17 protein-coding genes are annotated in these 20,653 nt (G+C 61.7%); 8 read left to right on the top strand and 9 right to left on the bottom strand.

Annotated features, from left to right (window positions below):
* Positions 1-16: 16 nt before the first annotated feature.
* A complete protein-coding gene (gene treS, locus HX817_RS28920; protein WP_177042012.1) occupies positions 17-2,068 on the bottom strand; it encodes a maltose alpha-D-glucosyltransferase in 2,052 nt (683 codons plus the stop codon).
* A gap of 122 nt (positions 2,069-2,190) precedes the next feature.
* Positions 2,191-2,973: an SDR family NAD(P)-dependent oxidoreductase gene (locus tag HX817_RS28915; protein WP_003217767.1), complete on the bottom strand. Its 783-nt coding sequence runs from the start codon at positions 2,971-2,973 to the stop codon at positions 2,191-2,193.
* A gap of 128 nt (positions 2,974-3,101) precedes the next feature.
* Here HX817_RS28915 and HX817_RS28910 point away from each other — a divergent pair, with 128 nt between their 5' ends.
* Positions 3,102-4,250, top strand: a complete 1,149-nt coding sequence (locus tag HX817_RS28910) for an aldose epimerase family protein (protein ID WP_102369085.1) — start codon at positions 3,102-3,104, stop codon at positions 4,248-4,250.
* A 172-nt stretch (positions 4,251-4,422) separates the two neighbouring features.
* On the opposite strand, the gene HX817_RS28905 is transcribed toward HX817_RS28910, so the two are convergent.
* Genes HX817_RS28905 through HX817_RS28885 form a run of 5 tightly spaced genes read right to left on the bottom strand, consistent with a single transcriptional unit; the run spans position 4,423 to position 10,319 of the window.
* Positions 4,423-5,427, bottom strand: a complete 1,005-nt coding sequence (locus HX817_RS28905) for a substrate-binding domain-containing protein (RefSeq protein ID WP_003217769.1) — start codon at positions 5,425-5,427, stop codon at positions 4,423-4,425.
* Positions 5,428-5,475: 48 nt separating this feature from the next.
* On the bottom strand, positions 5,476-6,351 hold the full coding sequence (locus HX817_RS28900; RefSeq protein WP_177042010.1) for an SMP-30/gluconolactonase/LRE family protein: 876 nt from the start codon (positions 6,349-6,351) through the stop codon (positions 5,476-5,478).
* A gap of 39 nt (positions 6,352-6,390) precedes the next feature.
* On the bottom strand, positions 6,391-7,971 hold the full coding sequence (locus HX817_RS28895; protein WP_177042007.1) for an aldehyde dehydrogenase (NADP(+)): 1,581 nt from the start codon (positions 7,969-7,971) through the stop codon (positions 6,391-6,393).
* 11 nt (positions 7,972-7,982) lie between these two features.
* Positions 7,983-8,975, bottom strand: coding sequence for an AraD1 family protein (gene araD1 / locus HX817_RS28890; protein WP_177022803.1), 993 nt, complete (start codon positions 8,973-8,975; stop codon positions 7,983-7,985).
* A gap of 21 nt (positions 8,976-8,996) precedes the next feature.
* Positions 8,997-10,319: an MFS transporter gene (locus tag HX817_RS28885; RefSeq protein ID WP_087693837.1), complete on the bottom strand. Its 1,323-nt coding sequence runs from the start codon at positions 10,317-10,319 to the stop codon at positions 8,997-8,999.
* Positions 10,320-10,511: 192 nt separating this feature from the next.
* Between HX817_RS28885 and HX817_RS28880 the strand changes: the two genes are divergently transcribed.
* The 3 genes from HX817_RS28880 to HX817_RS28870 are packed head-to-tail and all read left to right on the top strand — an operon-like array spanning position 10,512 to position 13,967.
* A complete protein-coding gene (locus tag HX817_RS28880; protein ID WP_177009543.1) occupies positions 10,512-12,248 on the top strand; it encodes an IlvD/Edd family dehydratase in 1,737 nt (578 codons plus the stop codon).
* Between the two features lie 56 nt (positions 12,249-12,304).
* Positions 12,305-13,027 carry a FadR/GntR family transcriptional regulator gene (locus HX817_RS28875; protein ID WP_177021085.1) on the top strand — a complete coding sequence of 241 codons (723 nt, stop codon included), beginning with the start codon at positions 12,305-12,307 and terminating at the stop codon, positions 13,025-13,027.
* 34 nt (positions 13,028-13,061) lie between these two features.
* On the top strand, positions 13,062-13,967 hold the full coding sequence (locus HX817_RS28870; protein ID WP_177042005.1) for a LysR family transcriptional regulator: 906 nt from the start codon (positions 13,062-13,064) through the stop codon (positions 13,965-13,967).
* Here the strand turns inward: HX817_RS28870 and HX817_RS28865 are convergent.
* Positions 13,960-14,901 carry a cupin gene (locus HX817_RS28865; protein ID WP_177042003.1) on the bottom strand — a complete coding sequence of 314 codons (942 nt, stop codon included), beginning with the start codon at positions 14,899-14,901 and terminating at the stop codon, positions 13,960-13,962. The two genes, HX817_RS28870 and HX817_RS28865, sit on opposite strands and share 8 nt — an antisense overlap.
* A gap of 543 nt (positions 14,902-15,444) precedes the next feature.
* Here HX817_RS28865 and HX817_RS28860 point away from each other — a divergent pair.
* Together HX817_RS28860 and HX817_RS28855 are read left to right on the top strand one after the other, a co-directional pair.
* A complete protein-coding gene (locus tag HX817_RS28860; RefSeq protein ID WP_003217799.1) occupies positions 15,445-15,825 on the top strand; it encodes a RidA family protein in 381 nt (126 codons plus the stop codon).
* Positions 15,826-16,061: 236 nt separating this feature from the next.
* Complete coding sequence (locus tag HX817_RS28855; protein ID WP_102369094.1) at positions 16,062-18,050, top strand: U32 family peptidase; 1,989 nt, start codon at positions 16,062-16,064, stop codon at positions 18,048-18,050.
* A gap of 19 nt (positions 18,051-18,069) precedes the next feature.
* Here HX817_RS28855 and HX817_RS28850 read toward each other — a convergent pair whose 3' ends face one another.
* Positions 18,070-18,969, bottom strand: coding sequence for a DMT family transporter (locus tag HX817_RS28850; RefSeq protein ID WP_177042001.1), 900 nt, complete (start codon positions 18,967-18,969; stop codon positions 18,070-18,072).
* Between the two features lie 130 nt (positions 18,970-19,099).
* On the opposite strand from HX817_RS28850, the gene HX817_RS28845 reads away from it, so the two are divergent.
* Both HX817_RS28845 and HX817_RS28840 read left to right on the top strand, forming a co-directional pair.
* Positions 19,100-19,543, top strand: a complete 444-nt coding sequence (locus HX817_RS28845; RefSeq protein WP_003217805.1) for an Lrp/AsnC family transcriptional regulator — start codon at positions 19,100-19,102, stop codon at positions 19,541-19,543.
* 96 nt (positions 19,544-19,639) lie between these two features.
* Entirely contained in the window at positions 19,640-20,494 is an 855-nt protein-coding gene (locus HX817_RS28840) for an NmrA family NAD(P)-binding protein (protein WP_177041999.1), read from the top strand.
* Positions 20,495-20,653 lie beyond the last annotated feature (159 nt).

Here is a 20,653-nt window from a genome sequence, read left to right as displayed (position 1 = left end):
GCAGTGGATCAGTGGGTCAGATCACTACCCGCAGCGCCAAGCCTTCATACGCATCCAGGGTGATGGTGAAATCACCCTCGGGTGTCAGATCGCCCTCCACCCGCTCATTGATGATGTCCACCACCGGCCCGGGCGCAATATCGGGCAGGTGCAGGGTTTCAGTAATCGGCGTCGAGCCGAAGTTCAGCGCCGTGATCTGGGTACCTTTGCCCGCCGGCAGCTCGTGCACCATGATCAACAGCCCCGGGTGCTGCACATCCGGCACCAGGATCTGGCGGCTGGCGGCGATGTCGTAGGCTCGGCGCACCGCGAGGATTCTTTGCAGTTGCGAGGCAAATGAATCCGGGTCGGCCAGTTGGCTGATCAGGCTGCCATACAAGGTTTTCGGGCGCGGCATCTGCCCGGCGGATTGCTCCGCATCCGGATTCAGGTCCACCAGGTCATAGGCGCCGCGATGGATCCAGCGTGTGTCGCCATCCAGCATCAAGTGGGCCACCTCCTGCGCCGGTAACGGCAATGCGCCCACCAGGTCCCAGCCGGACAATGCAAACACCCCCGGTTGCATCGCGTTGTACATCACCAGCAGCAGGTGAATCTGGCGGATCTGCTGGATATCCGCCGGGGTAATCGCCTCAAGGTCGCGAATGCCCAGCGCCGCCGTAATGATGCTGGCGGTGGTGCAGGACACGCCGTTGGTCACGAACTTCAGGTTATACGGCGCGTGTTCGCCAGCCAGGCGTTCGTACATCTGCTCACGGATATGCTCCCGCAGGATGCCGCCGGGAAAGGTCTGCCCCTGATAGAGGTAGGTGTCATGGGCGTGCAACGTCCAGAAGTGCACCAGTTCCAGGGTCAGCTCGTCATGGTTCTGCAAGGCGTGGATCAGCGAGCCGGGGTCGATGCCCAGGGTGTGCATCTCCCGCAGCATCAGGCGCAGGAATTCGGTGTCGCCCATCAATAACGCGTGCTGGTAAGCCGGGCGCGTGATGAAGTCGTAGGACAGGTCTGCGCCGCCGTGGGACATGGCGGCGATGTCGTCCACCGTCAGGTTCAGTTCCTGGAAGCTGAAACCGCCCGCCTTGCGAATCGCGCCGCCCAGGATCTGGTTGCCGGTGATGGACAGTGGATGGCTTTCAGACCAGGCGTTACCTTCCAGTTTTCGTTCCACGCCGAGGAAACCGTTGGCATCCAGGCGCAGGATCTTTGCGCCCATCACGTCGATGGCGTGCAGGGCGTCGCCGATAACCATCTGCTGCGCGGCGAAGGTCGGGTCCAGCCAGTTCAGCGATGGTTGCCCTTCCTTGAAGTAATGCAGGTACACCCAGCGGCGGGGCTTGCCGTCCACGCCGATGACCACATCAGTCGCGCTCCAGTCGGTTTCCTTGACCCCGGGTTCGAAGAAGATCACCCGTTGCAACTGGCCGACGATGTAGTGCTTGTCCCTGAGCACGTCGACCTGCTGCGGGCTGAGGTTCTGCGCATCGCGGCCCTCGCTGATGTCGGGCAGCAGCGGCCAGTCTTCTTCGCGGATCTCCACCATGTGGTAGAGCCCGGGATAGTCTTCGTAGGCCATCTCGGCCAGGCGGAAGTCCGCGCCCTTGCCGGTGTGGGACGGGATCACATCGTCGATGATCACTGCGTTGTGCGCGGCGGCCATGCGGGCCAGCGCCTGAAGCTGGGCTTCGGTGCCCAGTTGCGGGTCGATGTCGAAGCTGATGCGGTCAAAATTGCCGTCAATGGTGGGGGTGTGCTCGGTGCCGGAAAGACCGCCCGAGCGTTTCAATGGACCGTTGTGAATGCCCTGGATGCCGATTTTTGACAGCGCGTGCCACAAGGTTTCATCGCCCAGGGCCTCCAGTACGCTGCCGTTCTCGCGGGTGACGATGGACGCCGGATAGGCCGTGAACCACACCGATGCCAGGGCTGAAGCATCACGGGGCCGTGTATGGGCATATGGCTGTTGCCACAACCGGCCTTGCCCCGAATAAAGCCTGGCGCGCTGCTTGGCGGCATGCAGCATCGATTGTTCCACCAGCCAGGCCACATGTTTCTTATCGGCGTCCGTCATAAATCAATCACCTGCACCCATGAAGTAGTCGGTTGCGGTGGCTGCATATGAACCACCGTTCGTTACTGTATGAGGCCCCGGGCGGCGATTCGTTGCATCCGGGATGGCGACCCTTCCCCGGCCTAGACCCAGCCGCCGTCCACAATGAAGTTCTGTGCGGTACACATCGCCGATACATCAGAGGCCAGGAACAGCGCCATATTGGCGATATGTTCCGGCTCCACACTGCCCGGCAGGCACTGGCTGCGGGCGATCAACTCCCGGGCCGCGTCATCCACCCACATCGCCAGTTGTTTCTCGGTCATCACCCAGCCCGGCACCAGCGTATTGACCCTGATACGGCTGGGCCCAAGCTCCCGCGCCAGGGCCCGGGTCATGCCGTGGGCGGCGGCTTTGCTGGCGGCATATACCGGGTAGCCGCTGGAAGCCATCATCCAGCCGATGGAACCCAGGTTGATGATCGACCCGCCGCCTGCGGCCTTCATCATCGGCACCACGGCCCGGGCCGCGAAAAAACCGTGCTTCAGGTTGACCGAAATCAGTTGGTCGAACCGCTCCGAGTCAATTTCATCCAGGGTGTGCCGAACATCATTGGCGGCATTGTTCACCAGCACGTCGATCGGCCCGAGGCTCTGCGCCAGGCACGCTATCGCGGCCTTGTACGCGATCTCGTCGGTGATATCGCAATGGGCGAATTCGACGGCATGGCCCTCGGCCGACAATATCGCCGCCAATCGGTCGCCCTGCCCTTGCGCCCGGTCCACGAAGGCTACCTTGGCCCCCTGGCGTGCGAAGGCACGCACCATGGCCTCGCCTATCCCGGAAGCACCGCCGGAGATCAGCACGGTTTTATCCCGCAGGTCCGGGTACATCGCCTGCGCGCCGGGCTGTTTTTCAGTGTTCATGGGGCAGTCACTCCGCTGTATTTAGTCTTATTTTATATTGCATGTTTTGCGATATTGGCTATAAATCAGCCCTGCAGCCGAATAAATAGTAGAACTATTTAATTAACAACAATAAAGGTAGCTCAGTCATGCGGCAATCCCGATTCCTGCTTACCGGCCTTGGCCTCTCCCTGGCGGTGGCCAGCCTGGGCGCTCAGGCGGCTGGCTTGTCCAGCGAACACAAACCCTTCGGCAAAACCAATGACGGCACCGCCGTCGAGCAGTATGTGTTGCGTAACAGTCATGGCGTACAAGCCACGGTCATCACCTATGGCGCGGTCTTGCAGTCGCTGAAAGTACCCGACAAACACGGCCAGTTCGCCGACGTGGTGCTGGGGTTCGATGACGTCCAGGGCTACCAGGCCGGTACCGCGTTCTTCGGCGCGACCATCGGCCGTTTTGGCAACCGCCTGGACAAGGGCAGCTTTGAACTGGACGGCAAACGCTATCAAGTGCCCCTCAACGACGGGCCGAACTCGCTGCACGGCGGCCCGCAAGGTTTCGACAAGCATGTGTGGAAAGCCCAGCCGGTCAAGCAGGACGATTCGGTGGGCGTGACCCTGAGCTACCTGTCCAAGGACGGCGAGATGGGTTTCCCCGGCAACCTGAAAGTCGATGTCACCTATAGCCTCAACGACAAGAACGAACTGCACATCGACTACAAGGCCACCACCGACAAACCCACGGTGCTCAACCTCACCAACCACAGTTACTTCAACCTCGCCGGCGCCGGCAGCGGTGATGTGCTCAAGCAGGTCGCCACCCTGCATGCCAGCCATTACACCCCGGTCAACAGCACCCTGATTCCCACCGGCGAACTGGCCCCGGTCGCCGGCACGCCGATGGACTTTCTCAAGCCCACTGCCATCGGCCAGCACATCAAGGACGATCATCCCCAGCTGAAATTCGCCGAACCTAAACAAGGCGGTTTTGACTTCAACTGGGTGCTGGATGCCAAGGGTGATATCGGCAAACTGGCCGCCGACGTTCGTGACCCGCAGTCCGGTCGCCGCTTGCAGCTGTATACCAGCGAGCCTGGCGTGCAGTTCTATACCGGCAACTTCCTCGACGGGACGATCAAGGGCAAGGGTGGCAAGCCTTACGCCCACTGGAGTGCGTTCACCCTGGAAACCCAGCATTTTCCCGACGGCCCCAACCAGCCGAGCTTCCCCTCTACCCGTCTCGATCCTGGCCAGACCTACACGCAGAATACCGTGCTGAAATTCTCTGCTGACTAAACCTGTGGGAGCTGTCGAGCTTTGGCGAGGCTGCGATGACGTCGGCACTATCAATATCCAAGGCACTATCAATATCCAAGGTGCCTGACCCACCGCTATCGCAGCCTCGCCAAAGCTCGACAGATCCCACAGTACCGGCGTTAGCAGGGCTGCCGGGAAACGTCAGCGGCCATCAGTTCCACAAACCGATCTTTTCCAGCTCCTGCTTGAAGTTCTCGCGGGTGATCAGCGTCACCTCATCCATGGCCGTGTACTTCGGCGGCTCCTTACCCGTAGTGACCCACTCGAACATCATGCTCGCGGTGTTGTAGCCCTCGATGTGCGGGCTGGGCAGCATCGAGCCGAAGAAGCCGCTGTTGGCTTTCTTCAATTCGCCAATGGCATCGGTGCCGTTGATGCCGATGCCGATGACATTCGCCGCCGCAAACCCGGCGCTTTCGGTGGCGCGCACGCCGCCAAGCACGGTGTTGTCATTCATGCCGCCGATGATCAGGTTTTTCGCGCCGCCGGGCAGCTTGACCAGCGCCGAGTTGGTGGCGTCCATGCTGCCGGGGACGTCGAGGGTCTTGAGGGCTGCGTACAGGATGTGGTCATCCGGAATGCCCGCGGCCTTCAGGGATTTGACCGAGCCATCAGTGCGCTTTTTGCCGGTATCGAGTTCGTTGTAGGTGTTGATCACCGCATAGGTGTCCTTCCAGTCCCAGCCACGTTTTTTCGCTTCAGTGGCCATGGCACTGCCCTGCTTCTCGCCCACTTCAAACGCGGCCATGCCCAGGTAAGGCACGTCTTCCATGAAGTTGCCCTTGGCGTCCACAAAACGGTCATCCACGGCGATCACTTTCAAGCCGTTGGCTTTGGCCTTGGCCATGATCGCCGGGCCGAGGGACACGTCCGGCGGGCAAATCACAAAACCCTTGGCACCATTAGCGGCCAGGCTGTCGATGGCCGAGAGGGTTTTTTCGCCGTCGGGCACGGCGATCTTGATCACCTCGAAGCCCTTGTCCTTGCCGGCCTTTTCGGCGAAGGCCCATTCGGTCTGGAACCAGGGCTCCTCCGCCTGCTTGACCAGAAAGCCGATCTTCACCGGCTCGGCCGCCAGCAACAGGCTGCTCAGGCCGACGGCGGACACCGCCACAGCGGCGCAGCACAGGGAACGGATACCACGACGACGATTCATAGGGTGACTCCTTGTTGTTGTTTTTGAATGCGTTAAACAGCCTGTTGGTTATCCTGCAAAGCGGTGGCAGATTTTCCCCGGCACATCGACCTCGATCGCCAGCACCGCACCGTCCAGCGGGTGATCCAGCGGGCTGGCGGCACTGGTGATGTACAAGGTCTTGAGGTCGGGGCCTGCGAACACGCAACTGGTGGGACGGCTGACCGGCAATTCGATGACCCGGTCAACTTCACCGTCCGGCGTCAGCCGCAGCAGGCAGCTGCCGTCCCAGCGGGCGTTCCAGATATAGCCTTCGGCGTCCATGGCCGAGCCGTCCGGGCCACCCCGGGAGTGAGGCCCAAACCAGACCTGCGCGGGTGCGAGCTGGCCCTGTTCATTAATCGGATATTGATAGAGCGTGCCGTCCAGGCTGTCGCCGAAATGCACGTGGGTGGCGGCGTCGTTCCACAGCAAGGTGTTGGGAATGCCCAAGCCTTGCAGCAACGGCGTGACCTGCCCGTCGGTATCGACCCGGAACAGGCCGCCGGAACGTCGCAGCACCGGCAAGTCTTCACCGTGCTCGCCGATGTTGTTCTGCATGGTGCCCAGCCACAGCCGGCCCTGGGCGTCGCAGCGGGCTTCGTTGGCACGGTTGCCCGCTTGCGGATCGGCGACGCAAAGCAAGGTCAGGCGCGGATCGCTCGGCGTCGAATCGAGGTCGAGGCGATACACGCCGCTGCTCAGGGTCACCAGTGCATCGCCGCTGGCGCACGGAATAAACGCCGAGACCGGCTCAGGCAATTGCCAGGTGTGCAATTGCCCGCCCTGCAGGCGCAAGGCCTGCTGGCCGATGATGTCCACCCAATACAAGGCCTGGCCCGGTACATCCCAGAACGGCCCTTCGCCCAGCCGAGCCCGGTGCGGTGTGACTGCGGTCCACGACATGAAACCTCCTGCTTTCTTGTTGTTTTCAGGTGGTACCGGTTACAGCGCGTCGCGCGACGGCTGCCCATCTACCAGACGCTGAATGCGCAACGGGTTGGCATTCTTCAGCGCGTCGGGGAGCAGGCTATCAGGGTAATTCTGAAAGCACACAGGTCGCAGGAAACGCTCGATCGCCAGGGTGCCCACGGAAGTGCCACGGGCATCCGAAGTCGCCGGATACGGCCCGCCATGGACCATCGCGTCACACACCTCGACGCCCGTGGGGTAGCCGTTGAGCAGGATGCGGCCAACCTTTTGCTCCAGCAGCGGCGTCAACTCGCCGAACTGGGTGAAATCCGCCGGCTCGCCGATGATCGTCGCGGTCAATTGGCCGTGCAGGCCGTGCAACGCCGCAGCGAGTTGGGCCTGGTCGGCGACTTCCACGAACACCGTGGTGGGGCCGAACACTTCCTCCTGCAGCACTTCATCGCCGTTGATCAGCAGGCTGGCGTCCGCTTTGAACAGCTGTGGCTGCGCCTGATTGCCGGTTTGCGTCTGGCCCGCCAGGTGCTCGATGCGAGGATGGGCCAGCAGCGTGTGCAGGCCTTTGCCGTAGCTGTTCAAGGTGCCGGCATTGAGCATGGTTTGCGCGGGCTGGCCGCCGATCAGTTGGGCGACCTGTTGGGTGAAGCCTGTGAACGCTGGCGAGGCAATCCCGATCACCAGCCCCGGGTTCGTGCAGAACTGGCCGCACCCCTGCACCACCGAGGCGACCAGGTCGCGGGCGATGGTGTCTGCCCGGGTTTGCAGGGCCTGGGGCAAGACGATCACCGGGTTGATGCTGGACATCTCGGCGAACACCGGGATCGGTTGCGGGCGTGCCGCCGCGATATCGCACAACGCCCGGCCGCCCTTGAGCGAGCCGGTGAAACCCACGGCCTGGATCGCTGGGTGCTTGACCAGCGCTTCCCCCACACCGCCGCCGAAGATCATGTTGAACACGCCGCCGGGCATACCTGTGCGCTCGGCCGCCCGCATGATCGCATCGGCGACCCGCTCGGCGGTGGCCATGTGGCCGCTGTGGGCCTTGAACACCACCGGGCAACCGGCCGCCAGCGCGGCGGCGGTGTCGCCACCGGCAGTGGAAAAGGCCAGGGGGAAATTGCTCGCCCCAAACACCGCGACCGGCCCCAGGCCGATGCGGTATTGGCGCAGATCCGGGCGCGGCAAGGGCTGACGATCCGGCAGCGCCTGGTCGATCCGCGCGCCGTAGAAATCACCGCGCCGCAGTACCTTGGCGAACAACCGCATCTGGCCGCTGGTACGACCGCGCTCACCCTGGATACGCCCGGCGGGCAACGCCGTTTCGCGGCAGACCAGGGCGACAAAGTCATCGCCCAGGGCGTCCAGTTCATCGGCTATCGCCTCCAGGAACGACGCACGATGCTGCGCGCTCAGGCTGCGATAAGCCGGGTAAGCCTGAGCGGCGGCGTTGGCCGCGGCGTCGACCTCCTGCACGGTGGCCTGGTAGAAATCAAAGGGCAATGCCTCGCCACTGGTGGCGTCGATGCTCTGCAGGGTGATGCTGCCGGCAGCGCTGCGCTGGCCGCCGATGTAGTTGTGGCCACAAATCCGGGTCATGCCTGTCTCCTTCAAAGGGTGCCTATGCCGCCAGGTGCCACGCCGCTGTTGGCCACGGCAATGCCGTTGATCAATGGCGCGCCGAATTCGGCCTGGCTGATTTCAAACACATCGCCTGGCTGGGTACGAATGCCGTCGGCAAACGACAAGGTGGCGGTGCCGAAGAAATGGATATGCACGTCACCTGGGCGCAGGAACTGGGTGTATTTGAAATGGTGGTATTCAAGGTTTTCGAGGCTGTGGCACATGTTGGCTTCGCCACTGAGGAATTCGTGCTGCCACAGCACCTCGCCATTGCGCACGATACGGCTGGTGCCCGCCAGGTGCCGGGGCAGTTCACCCAGGCGCAACTCGGGACCGTAGCTGCAACTGCGCAGCTTGGAGTGGGCCAGGTACAGGTAATTCTTGCGCTCCATCACGTGGTCGGAAAACTCGTTGCCCACCGCGTAGCCCAGGCGATACGGCTTGCCGTCGTGACCAATCACATACAGCCCGGCGATTTCCGGCTCTTCGCCGGCGTCTTCGGCAAACGCCGGCCACGGGAATGGCTGGCCCGGGCGCACCACGATGCTGCCGTCGCCCTTGTAGAACCATTCCGGCTGCACACCGGCCTGGCCAGAAGCCGGTTTGCCGCCCTCCACGCCCCATTTGAAGATGCGCATGCTGTCGGTCATCGCGCTTTCGTCACTGGCGTTCTGGTGCATCTTGTCCCGCGCCGACGCACTGCCCAGGTGGGTCAGGCCGGTACCGCTGACCAGCGTGTGGGCCGGGTCCGGGTGATCCAGCGGTGGCAAGATCTTCTGCGCGGCCAGCAGTCTGGCGTAGTCGTGGCTCTCGGCCAGGCCGAGGTGGTCTATGTGCTGTTGCAAGGTGACGCCAGCCTCGATGGCGGCGAGTGCCAGGTCGCGTACCGTGCGGGCGGCCCGCACCTCGCGTACCTGATCGCCGTCGACCACGCCCACTCGGCGTTCGCCGTTGTTCAATTCAAACTGCACTAACCCCATGAGTGTTCTCCTGATTGCCAATTAAGTACGCGTGGCGCCACGGGCGCTGGCGGCGAACTGGTCGGGCGGCAGCACGTGCCTGCGCTCCAGCAACCGATAGACCACCCCGGTCAACACCACCCCGAACAGCATCACGCACGCCAGGAAGTACAAGCCCGACGCAAGGTTTCCGGTGTACTCCTTGAGGGCGCCGATCACGAACGGCCCGATGTAGCCGCCGAGGTTGCCCACCGAGTTGATCAAGGCGATCCCCGCCGCTGCACTCGCGCCGGCAAAGAAACGTCCCGGCAAGGTCCAGAACACCGCCGTGCAAGAAAACAGCGCAAACGCCACCAGGCACAGCGCTGCCAGTTGCCACAGCGGCACTGTCAGCCAGGCGCTGAGGAACAGGCCGATGGCGCCCAACACGTAGAGCACGGCGAGATGACCGTAGCGATCATTCAGGCGATCGGAACTGCGCGGGACGATCAGCAAACCGATGATCCCGAAGATGTAGGGCACTGCCGACACAAACCCGGTGGTCAGGTCGCTGCCGCCAAACTGCTTGATCAAGGTCGGCAGCCAGAGGCCCAGGCCATAAATGCTCAAGGTCACCGGCAGGTAGAACAGCGCCAGCAGCAGCACGCGTTTGTCCTTCAGCGCATGCAGCGGGTTGCCGTGCCGGGTCTGGCCGTAGGCTTGCAGGTCTTTGGCCAGCTCGCCGGTGAGCCAGGCCTTCTCCGCCTGGTCCATCCATTTCACCTGTTGCGGCCCATCCGGCAGGTAGCGCAGCACCGGCCAGGTCAGCAGGATTGCCGGGGTGCCAATGACGATGAACAACCACTGCCAGCCGTGCAGGCCGAGTATCCCGTCCATGCCGAGCAAGCCGCCCGCCACGGGGCCGGTGATCATCATCGCGATGGGTTGGGACAGGATGAACAGCCCGAGGATCTTGCCGCGGTGCCTCACCGGGAACCATTGGGTGATGTAGTAGAGGACACCCGGGAAGAACCCGGCTTCGGCGGCGCCCAGCAGAAAGCGCATCACATAGAAACTGTGGGGACCCTGGACGAATGCCATGCCGATGGTAATCGCGCCCCAGGTCACCATGATTCGTGCGAACCAGCGCCGCGCGCCGAAACGGTCGAGCATCAGGTTGCTGGGGATTTCCAGCAGGAAGTAGCCAATAAAGAACAGCCCTGCTCCCAGTCCATACGCCGCATCGCCGATGCCGACATCCGCGCCCATGTGCAATTTGGCGAAGCCCACGGCCGAGCGATCCACGTAGGCAATCAGGTACAGCAAGATCAGGAAGGGAATCAGTTTCAGCGTGATGCGACGTATCAGCCGCTGTTCCTGGCTCATGTGAGCGGTCTCCGATTGTTATTTTTATAGAGCGTTTCGGGTCGCCTCTCGCGGAAAACCGCCAGGGCCAGGCCTCGTTGAATCGGACTATATAGTAATACTATTTAATCAACAACACTTCCAAACACCCGAATTTACGCCTATGTTAAGCCGAGAATGGATCAATATAGTCTTACAATAAGAGAGTCAGCCATGTCCGAGAAAAAGCCCGTCCTGCGCTCCGCCAGCTGGTTTGGTACCGCCGATAAAAACGGCTTCATGTACCGCAGCTGGATGAAAAACCAGGGGATTGCCGATCATCAGTTCCACGGCAAACCGATCATCGGGATCTGCAATACCTGGTCGGAGCTGACGCCCTGCAACGCGCACTTCCGCCAGATTGCCGAGCATGTGAAACGCGGCGTGATCGAAGCCGGTGGCTTTCCAGTGGAATTTCCGGTGTTCTCCAACGGCGAATCGAACCTGCGCCCCACCGCGATGCTCACCCGTAACCTGGCCAGCATGGACGTGGAGGAAGCCATTCGCGGCAACCCCATCGACGGCGTGGTGCTGCTGACCGGCTGTGACAAGACCACCCCGGCGCTGCTGATGGGCGCCGCCAGTTGCGACGTGCCGGCGATCGTCGTCACCGGCGGGCCGATGCTCAATGGCAAGCACAAGGGCCAGGACATCGGCTCGGGCACCGTGGTGTGGCAGCTCAGCGAACAGGTCAAGGCGGGCACCATTACCCTCGACGATTTCCTCGCGGCCGAAGGCGGCATGTCCCGCTCGGCGGGCACCTGCAACACCATGGGCACCGCCTCGACCATGGCCTGCATGGCCGAAGCACTCGGCACTTCCCTGCCCCACAACGCGGCGATTCCCGCGGTGGATGCGCGGCGTTATGTACTGGCGCACATGTCCGGCATGCGTGCGGTGGAGATGGTGCGTGAAGACCTGAAGCTGTCGAAGATCCTGACCAAGGAGGCTTTCGAAAACGCGATTCGTGTGAACGCAGCCATCGGCGGCTCGACCAACGCGGTGATTCACCTGAAAGCCATCGCCGGGCGCATCGGCGTCGAGCTCGACCTGGACGACTGGACCCGCATGGGCCGTGGCATGCCGACCATCGTCGACCTGCAGCCGTCCGGGCGCTTCCTGATGGAGGAGTTCTACTACGCTGGCGGCCTGCCGGCGGTGCTGCGCCGCCTCGGTGAGGCCAACCTGATCCCGCACCCGAATGCCTTGACCGTCAACGGCAAGTCCCTCGGCGAAAACACACGGGAAGCGCCGATCTACGGCCAGGACGAAGTGATCCGCACCCTCGACAACCCGATCCGCGCCGACGGCGGCATTTGTGTGCTGCGGGGCAACCTCGCGCCACTGGGTGCAGTCCTCAAGCCCTCGGCTGCCAGTCCCGAGCTGATGCAGCATCGCGGGCGTGCCGTGGTGTTCGAGAACTTCGACATGTACAAGGCACGGATCAACGACCCGGAACTGGACGTGGATGCCAACTCGATCCTGGTGATGAAAAACTGCGGGCCCAAGGGTTATCCGGGCATGGCGGAAGTCGGCAACATGGGCTTGCCGGCCAAACTGCTGGCCCAGGGCGTGACCGACATGGTGCGGATTTCCGATGCGCGCATGAGCGGCACGGCCTACGGCACCGTGGTGTTGCACGTGGCGCCGGAAGCGGCGGCCGGCGGTCCATTGGCGACGGTCAAGGAAGGCGACTGGATCGAACTCGATTGCGCCAATGGCCGCCTGCACCTGGACATCCCGGACGCCGAACTGGCGGCCCGCATGGCCGACCTTGCGCCGCCCGAGCAACTGATTGTCGGGGGTTACCGGCAGCTATACATCGACCACGTATTACAGGCAGACCAGGGCTGCGACTTCGACTTCCTGGTGGGCTGCCGTGGCGCCGAAGTGCCGCGTCATTCCCACTAATTGGGACGGGAGCAATGCTATGATGCCGCGTATTTCGCCAGAGTAGCCTCCCTGTTATGGATCAGCAGCCGACCAAGCCGCGCAAGAGCATGCACGCCCAAATCGTTCAGGACTTGGGCATGCACATCGTTTCCGGGCGCTTCAAGCCGGAAGAACGGTTGCCCATGGAGGCCACCTTGTGCGAGGAGTACAAGGTCAGCCGCTCGGTATTGCGTGAGGCGACCCGGGTGCTTAGCGCCAAGGGCCTGGTGATTTCCAAGCCCAAGGTTGGCGCCGTGGTGCGCCCACGGGTGCAGTGGCACTTGCTGGACCCGGACGTGCTGACCTGGCTGATGCAGTCGACACCCCACAGCGAGTTTTTCAACACCCTGGCCGGTGTGCGCCGGATCCTTGAGCCGGAAATCGCCGCGATGGCTGCGACCACCGCCACCGACGACGACATTGCTACCATCGAAAAAGCCTACCTCGGCATGGAAACCGCCAATACCCACGAAACGTTGCTGCAGGCCGACCTGGACTTCCACCGGGCGATTGCCGATGCGACCCGCAACGACTTGCTGGCCTACATGTGCAATATGCTGTCGCTGCCACTTCGCGAGTCCATCAACATCACCAACCGTCGCCCCGACATCCAGGGCCTCAGCCTGCCCCGGCACAAAGCGATCCTCACCGCGATCAAGAACCGTGACGCCCTCGGCGCGCGGCATGCCTCCCTGGTGCAACTGGACGATACCCGGGTGGCGCTGGACACCGTGATGAACGTGCTGACGCCGCTGTAGCGCCAGGCAACCCACCGTCAAGTCGAGGCCGCCCTTGGACTACTTCGCTGCGTTAACCGCCTTTGTCGAAGCCGCCGAGGGCAATAACTTCTCCCGTGCCGCCGACCGGCTTGGCATCAAGGCTTCCACGGTTTCACGCTACGTAAAGGACCTTGAACAGGACCTCGGCATCGCCTTGTTCAACCGCTCTACCCGTACGCTGCACCTGACCGAGGGTGGCCAGACATTCCTGACGCACGCACGCCGGGTGCTGGACGAGCTGGAACAAGCCAAGGCGGCCACCTCCGCGCTGAACGAACAACCACGGGGCGTGCTCAAGCTCAACCTGCCGCCCGCCTTTGCCCGTCACCATATCCTTCCCACCTTGAATGCCTTCCTGGCCCGCTACCCGCAGATCAAGCTGGAACTGGTGCTGGACGACAGCCACGTCAACCTGATTCATGCCGGCGCGGACCTGGCGATCCGCATTGGCACCCTGGCGGATTCCACGTTGAAGGCACGCAAGATCTGCGATGAGCGCTACCGGCTGGTGGCCAGCCCGGCGTTTTGCCGGGAGTATCCGGCGCCGGTCAACCCTGCCGACCTGGCTGCCATGCCGGCGATTCTGGGGGCGGCTGACAGTGCATTTGCCAACGGGCGTGAGGTGTCACCGCTGGTGCATAAAGACAGCATCCGGATCAACGACCTGGACGCACAATTGATCGCCGCACAACAAGGGCTGGGATTTGCCTTGCTGCCCGAATGGCTGGTAGCCAAACCCATTGAAACCGGCGAGTTGCTGGTGTGGTTGCCTGAGTGGGATATCCGCATCGCAGGCCGTGAATCGGCGGTGTGGTTCGTGTATCCACCCAAGCGCATCGTGTCTTCCAAAGTGCGGTGCTTCATCGACTTTATCGTCGAGCAACTGGGCGAAACACCGCACTGGAAACGTCTCAGCTGAAGCGGATATCCAGCGACCGCAGATAGGTTTGCAGCCCCGCATCCTGGATCGGAATCAGGAAGGCTTCCGTGTCGGACTCATTGAAGTGGGCATGCCAGTAACCTGGCGGGGTGACGAACGCCAGGCCCGGCGACCAGTCGACCCGCACCGGGTTGCGGATCTGCCCATCGGCGTCCAGTTCGGTGCCCACCAGCGAATAGCAGCCCTTGGGGCAATCAATGATGAAATCCAGCGCAATCGACTGGTGTCGGTGGGGCTTCTGAATCGACCCCGGCGGCAGGATGCCGTACATCGCCCACAGCACATGGGTCACGGTACGGGTCTGCGGGAAGTTGCGATTGCCCAGCAGGATGCTGATACGGCTACGGTCCTGGGCGCGGGCATCATCGGCCGCTTCCCGCAGTTTTGCGTTGGCCAGCTCCGCGGGATACAGCGTCGGCACGAAGCGATCGGCACTGCGGATCACGCCCAGGTAACGCAACAGCGGCTCATCGTGGACGTAATACAGGCGCGCATCCTCTGATGCGCTGAACCGCGCTTGCTGCAGACCTGGCAGCGCAATGAAGCAGCCTTTGGTCCAGTCGATGCGGTGCGCGCCCTGAACCACACTGCCCTGCCCGGCGATGACATAAAACACCTGTGAGGTGGCGTTGGGGTGCAGTTCCAGCGTATCGCCGGCGTTCAGGCGAATGAAGTTCGCACACAGCCCCGGACCGGTGGCCGGACCTTCGCAACCCAAGGCATCGCTGAGGTCCAGCGGCACTACCCGAGAGGGCCCACTGTCGTACAGCGAGGCCGGGAAGCTGTGATAGGGAATGCGCGTGATCAGGTTGGCGCTGATGGGATTGGCGGCCTTGCTGTATTCAAAGTATTCGGCATCGAGCAGGTGCTGCGGTTGGGTATCGGCCACGTCAGGCTTGAATTCGCTATTCATTATGATCACCTCAATCTACGACTGGATTTCGCATGCCCCGTGGGGCGCTGCGGCGGTGAAAGAACTATAGGCATTCAGCGGCGGTGGATTAATCCCTCATCTTGCACAGCAGTTGTGCGAAATGGGGCAGGCACAAGCCTCTCTTGGTGTACTGATAGTTGGATTCAACCAACTATCAAAGTGCCACTTTATAAGTAAGTTAAATATATATACATCAGCGCCCATAAAAAATCCGCCGCAGAGACTGCGGCGGCAAACCAAAGGATGTTGTCGAAGCAGAGCGGCTAAGACAGGGTTAAAACTACAGCAGCGTGCGCATATGCACAGTGAATTTTAATTAATCGAGTTTAATCGGCAGTGCACCTGCGCACGCAACTATTGGCAATTAAACTATCCACGAAACAACAGGCTAGTTAAACAAACACGGTTGATCGTGGACTTTCGTTTTACCTTGCTGCTTCGCCGAAAAGGCCCGGGTTTGCCCCGGGCCTTTTTTTCGGGGACCATATCGGCCTTCTTTCTGATGTCACCCAAGGGAATCCCATGGCCAACCACGACCTCGCCTTCACCCCCGATCTCGACCCGGACTCCATCTCTTCCGACGTTATCGGCTTCAACGGCATCCTCGTCTCCACGCAAATCCCTACCCGCGCCGACGGCAGCCTGGAGCTTGGCGACATCACCCTGCAAAGCGAATGCACCCTGCAAGCCCTCAAGGTGGCCCTGGAACGTGCCGGCAGTTCGATTGACCGGGTCATGCACCTGACCATCTACCTGACCGACATGGCCGACCGCGCCGCTTTCAATGAAGTCTACAAGCGCTACTTCGCCAAGCCCTGGCCGGTGCGTGCGGCGGTTGGTGTTGCCGCCCTGGCCGTCGAAGGCATGCGGGTTGAAGTCACTGCGATGGCCGCCAAGGGCTGAGCCAAACGCTCTATATCAACCAACGATGATCAGATGTGGGAGCTGTCGAGCCCCAGCGAGGCTGCGATGGGATCGCCGCGGTGTCACTGACACCGCGGTGTCTGCATCGCGGGCAAGCCCGGCTCCCACCGTTGAGTGCATTCCAATTTGGGAGCACACCTGGGGCTTGATAGATGTCGATAGCGCATTTCGCAGCTACAATGCCCGCCTCCGTGACAAGCCTGACTAAAAAAACTATGTCCTTGCCCAAGCATCACCTGGAATTGCTCAGCCCTGCGCGCGATGTTGCCATCGCCCGCGAGGCCATCTTGCATGGCGCCGACGCCGTGTACATCGGCGGCCCGAGTTTCGGCGCGCGCCATAACGCCTGCAACGACGTGAGCGATATCGCGCAGTTGGTGGAGTTCGCCCGGCGCTACCACGCGCGGGTGTTCACCACCATCAACACGATCCTGCACGACAACGAGCTGGAGCCGGCGCGCAAGCTGATCCACCAGCTCTACGATGCCGGCGTCGACGCGCTGATCGTCCAGGACCTGGGGGTGATGGAGCTGGATATCCCGCCCATCGAACTGCATGCCAGCACCCAGACCGACATCCGCACCCTGGGCCGGGCCAAGTTCCTCGACCAGGCCGGTTTTTCGCAGTTGGTATTGGCCCGTGAGCTGAACCTGCAGGAAATCCGTGCGATTGCCGATGAAACCGATGCCGCTATCGAGTTCTTCATCCACGGTGCCTTGTGCGTGGCCTTCTCCGGCCAGTGCAACATCTCCCACGCCCAGAATGGCCGCAGCGCCAACCGTGGCGATTGCTCCCAGGCCTGCCGCCTGCCCTACACCCTCAAGGATGACCAGGGCCGTGTGGTTGCCTTTGAAAAGCACCTGTTGTCGATGAAAGACAACAACCAGAGCGCCAACCTGCGCGCCCTGGTGGATGCCGGCGTGCGTTCGTTCAAGATCGAAGGCCGCTACAAGGACATGGGCTATGTGAAGAACATCACCGCCTATTACCGCCAGCGCCTGGACGAGATTCTTGAAGACCGCCCGGACCTGGCCCGCGCTTCCAGCGGCCGCACCGCGCATTTCTTCCTGCCGGACCCGGAAAAGACCTTCCATCGTGGCAGCACCGACTACTTCGTCACCGACCGCAAGGTCGACATCGGCGCCTTCGACACCCCAACCTTTACCGGCCTGCCGGTGGGTGTGGTGGAAAAAGCCGGCAAGCGTGACTTGCAAGTGGTCACCCATGAGCCGCTGTCCAATGGCGACGGCCTCAACGTGCTGATCAAGCGTGAAGTGGTGGGTTTCCGCGCCAACATTGCCGAGCCAAAAGGCGAGTTCGAAGAGGACGGCGAGAAGCGCTATCGCTACCGCGTCGAGCCCAACGAGATGCCGGCCGGCTTGCACCAACTGCGGCCGAACCATCCGTTGAACCGCAACCTGGACCATAACTGGCAACAGGCGCTGCTCAAGACTTCCGCCGAACGCCGGATCGGCGTGTCATGGGCGGCTCGCCTGCAGGAAGATCGCCTGGAACTGACCGTCACCAGCGAAGAAGGCATCAGCGCCAGCGTTGCCCTGCCCGGCCCGTTTGGCGTGGCCAACAAGCCGGAACAGGCCCTGGAAACCCTGCGCGACCTGCTGGGCCAACTGGGCACCACGCAGTACCACGCCACCGCGATCGAGCTGGATGCGCCGCAGGCGTTCTTCATCCCGAATTCGCAGCTCAAGGCCCTGCGCCGTGAAGTGATCGAGGCGCTGACCGAGGCGCGTATCCAGGCTCATCCACGGGGCGGCCGCAAGGCAGAAACCACGCCGCCGCCGGTGTATCCGGAATCGCACCTGTCGTTCCTGGCCAACGTCTACAACCAGAAGGCTCGCGACTTCTATCACCGTCACGGTGTGCAACTGATCGATGCGGCGTATGAAGCCCACGAAGAAACCGGCGAAGTGCCGGTGATGATCACCAAGCACTGCCTGCGGTTCTCGTTCAACCTGTGCCCCAAACAGGCCAAGGGTGTGACGGGGGTGAAGACCAAGGTTGCGCCGATGCAGTTGATCCACGGCGACGAAGTGCTGACGCTGAAGTTCGACTGCAAGCCTTGCGAGATGCACGTGATCGGCAAGATCAAGGGCCACATCCTCGGCCTGCCGCAACCGGGCAGCGTGGTGGGTTATATCAGCCCGGATGACCTGCTCAAGACCATCCCGCGCGGCGCACATTGAGTCGCCGGTGAGCGTCATGCTACGGCGTGACGCTCATCACTGTTTTCGAACGCCACCACCAACCCCGCTGCAATCCCGCCGCCGCCAGCAGAATGGCCGCCACGCCCAGCCATTGCATCCAGCCCAGCCGATGCCCAAAGGCAATCCAGTCGACGAAGATTGCTGCGATCGGGTAGACAAATGACAGCGCCCCGGTAATTGCCGTCGGCAGCTTCTGGATCGCGCCATACAGCAACACGTACATCAAGCCGGTATGCACCACGCCCAGGGTCAGCAATGCGACCCAGGCATCCATCGACGCCGAAAGGCTGTGCCACTGCATCAGCGGTGCCAGCAGCAAGGCGCCCGTGGTCACCTGGATCAACGCCATCAAATGCGGCGGCACCTCTTTCAAGCGCTTGATGATCAGGGCGGCAATCGCGTACAAAAGCGCCGCGCCCAGCGCCAATGCCACGCCCACCAGATAGTCGTCCCCGGTATTTGACTGATCGCCATGGGCAGTGACAATCGCCAGCATTCCCACGAACGCCACGCTCAGCCAGGCGAGCTTCTGCACGGTGATTTTCTCGCCCAGGAACACTGCCGCCAGCATCACCAGCATGAACGGCTGCACGTTATACACCGCTGTACTGATGGAAATGGATGCCCTGGCGTAGGACTCGAACAGCAGCAACCAATTGCCCACGATCGCCACGCCGCTGAGCATCGCCAGCCCGAGTTTGCGGTAGTCCAGCAAGTCCAGGCGCAGATAGCCGAGCAGCCAGCACACCACCAGCAACGTCAGCGCGCCGATTACGCAGCGCCAGAACACCACTTCGACCACCGGCACTCCCGACACCAGCACGAACCAGCCGATGGTGCCGGATATGAGCATGGCGGCGACCATTTCCCATGAACCGCGACGTATGGATTTGTCCATGATTGAGCTCCTCAAGTGAGGCTCAATTATGGCAATCTGGCCTGTAGCGACTCCATATTCTAAATAAGGCGAACCTTGAATTTCGCCTATTCTTATTAGGCAAACCTGAGCAATCGCTTTCGGAGCGACCATGATTGACAGCATTGACCAGCAACTGATCGCCGCGCTGATGGACGATTCGCGCCTGTCCCTCAAGGCCTTGGCGGGTATCACCGGCCTGTCCTCCCCCAGCGTCGGCGAGCGGCTGCGGCGCCTGGAAGAGCGTGGCGTCTTGAAGAACTACACCGTGGACATTGACCCCAAGCATTTTGGCTATCTGCTGCAAGCCATCGTGCGCATTCGCCCTTTGCCCGGGAAACTGCAGGAGGTGGAGCGCCAGATCCAGGCGATCCCCGAGTTCACCGAGTGCGACAAGGTGACCGGCGATGACTGCTTCATCGCACGCCTGCATGTGCGCACCATGGACCAACTCGACACACTGCTGGATAAGCTCAACGCTTACGCCGAAACCAACACCGCCATCGTCAAGAAAACCCCGGTAAAACGCCGATTGCCACCACTGAGTGATTCATGATTCTGAGTCACTGATGCAGTGACGGGATCGCTATTCTGTCAATCCAGGGCGGTGTTTATGCTTGATCCACACATTGGAACAACAGGCGTAAACACCATGTATGTCATCACCGGAATCACAGGCAAAGTCGGCGGCGCCCTCGCGCGTTTTCTGCTCAATGATCGTCAACCCGTGCGCGCAGTCATTCGCGATGCCAGCAAAGGCGCCGTATGGGCCGCCCTTGGTTGCGAGGTCGCCATCGCCAATATGGACGACGCTGCGGCCCTCACTGAAGCATTCAAGGGTGCCACCGGCGTGTTCATCCTGCCGCCTTCGGATTTCGACCCGGAGCCGGGTTTTCCCGAGGCGCGCAAGGTGATTGCCGCCGTCGCTCAGGCCATTGAAGCTGCGGCCCCGCAGAAAGTTGTTTGCCTGTCGACCATCGGCGCCCAGGCCGAGCACCTGAACCTGCTGACCCAACGCACCTTGATGGAACAGGCGCTGAGCGCGTTGAACGTGCCGGTGACCTTTTTGCGTCCGGGCTGGTTCATGGAAAATACCGCCTACGACGTAATCACGGCCCGTGAACACGGAGTGATCCACAGCTTCCTGCAACCGCTGGATAAGACCGTACCGATGATCGCCACCGCCGACGTCGGCCGCCTCGCTGCGCAATTGTTGCAGCAGCACTGGAGTGGGCGTCGGGTAGTTGAGCTGAAAGGCCAATGGGTCAGCCCGAACGACATCGCTCGCACGTTGACCGAAGTGCTTGGTCGTGGTGTGACAGCACAGGTGGTGCCTCGCGATGCGTGGGAGCCGATGTTTCGTGAGCAAGGCGCGCAGAATCCAATGCCGCGCATGCGCATGATTGATGGGTTTAACGAAGGTTGGATCTGCTTTGAGCAGGCGGACGTGGTTAAGGGTGAGACCACATTGCTCAAGGTGCTGCGGGAGTTGGCTGCAAAAACCTGATGCCATGGCCTGCAAGCCAGCTCAGTGATTGGGTACATATCCGTTATTTGGGTAACGGCGGCGTATGGTTTCGCTCTTACAGCGAGTCACTTTGCAAAAGCGGCAAAGTCCACCAAACGGCACTGCTCCGCGGGCCGCCGCTCCGCAATACCTGCGTTC

Source organism: Pseudomonas sp. C6002, assembly GCF_013385805.1.
In the GTDB taxonomy this organism is placed as follows: domain Bacteria; phylum Pseudomonadota; class Gammaproteobacteria; order Pseudomonadales; family Pseudomonadaceae; genus Aquipseudomonas.
Note: the sequence above shows the minus strand (reverse complement) of the source record. Positions and strands in the feature narration are given on the sequence as shown.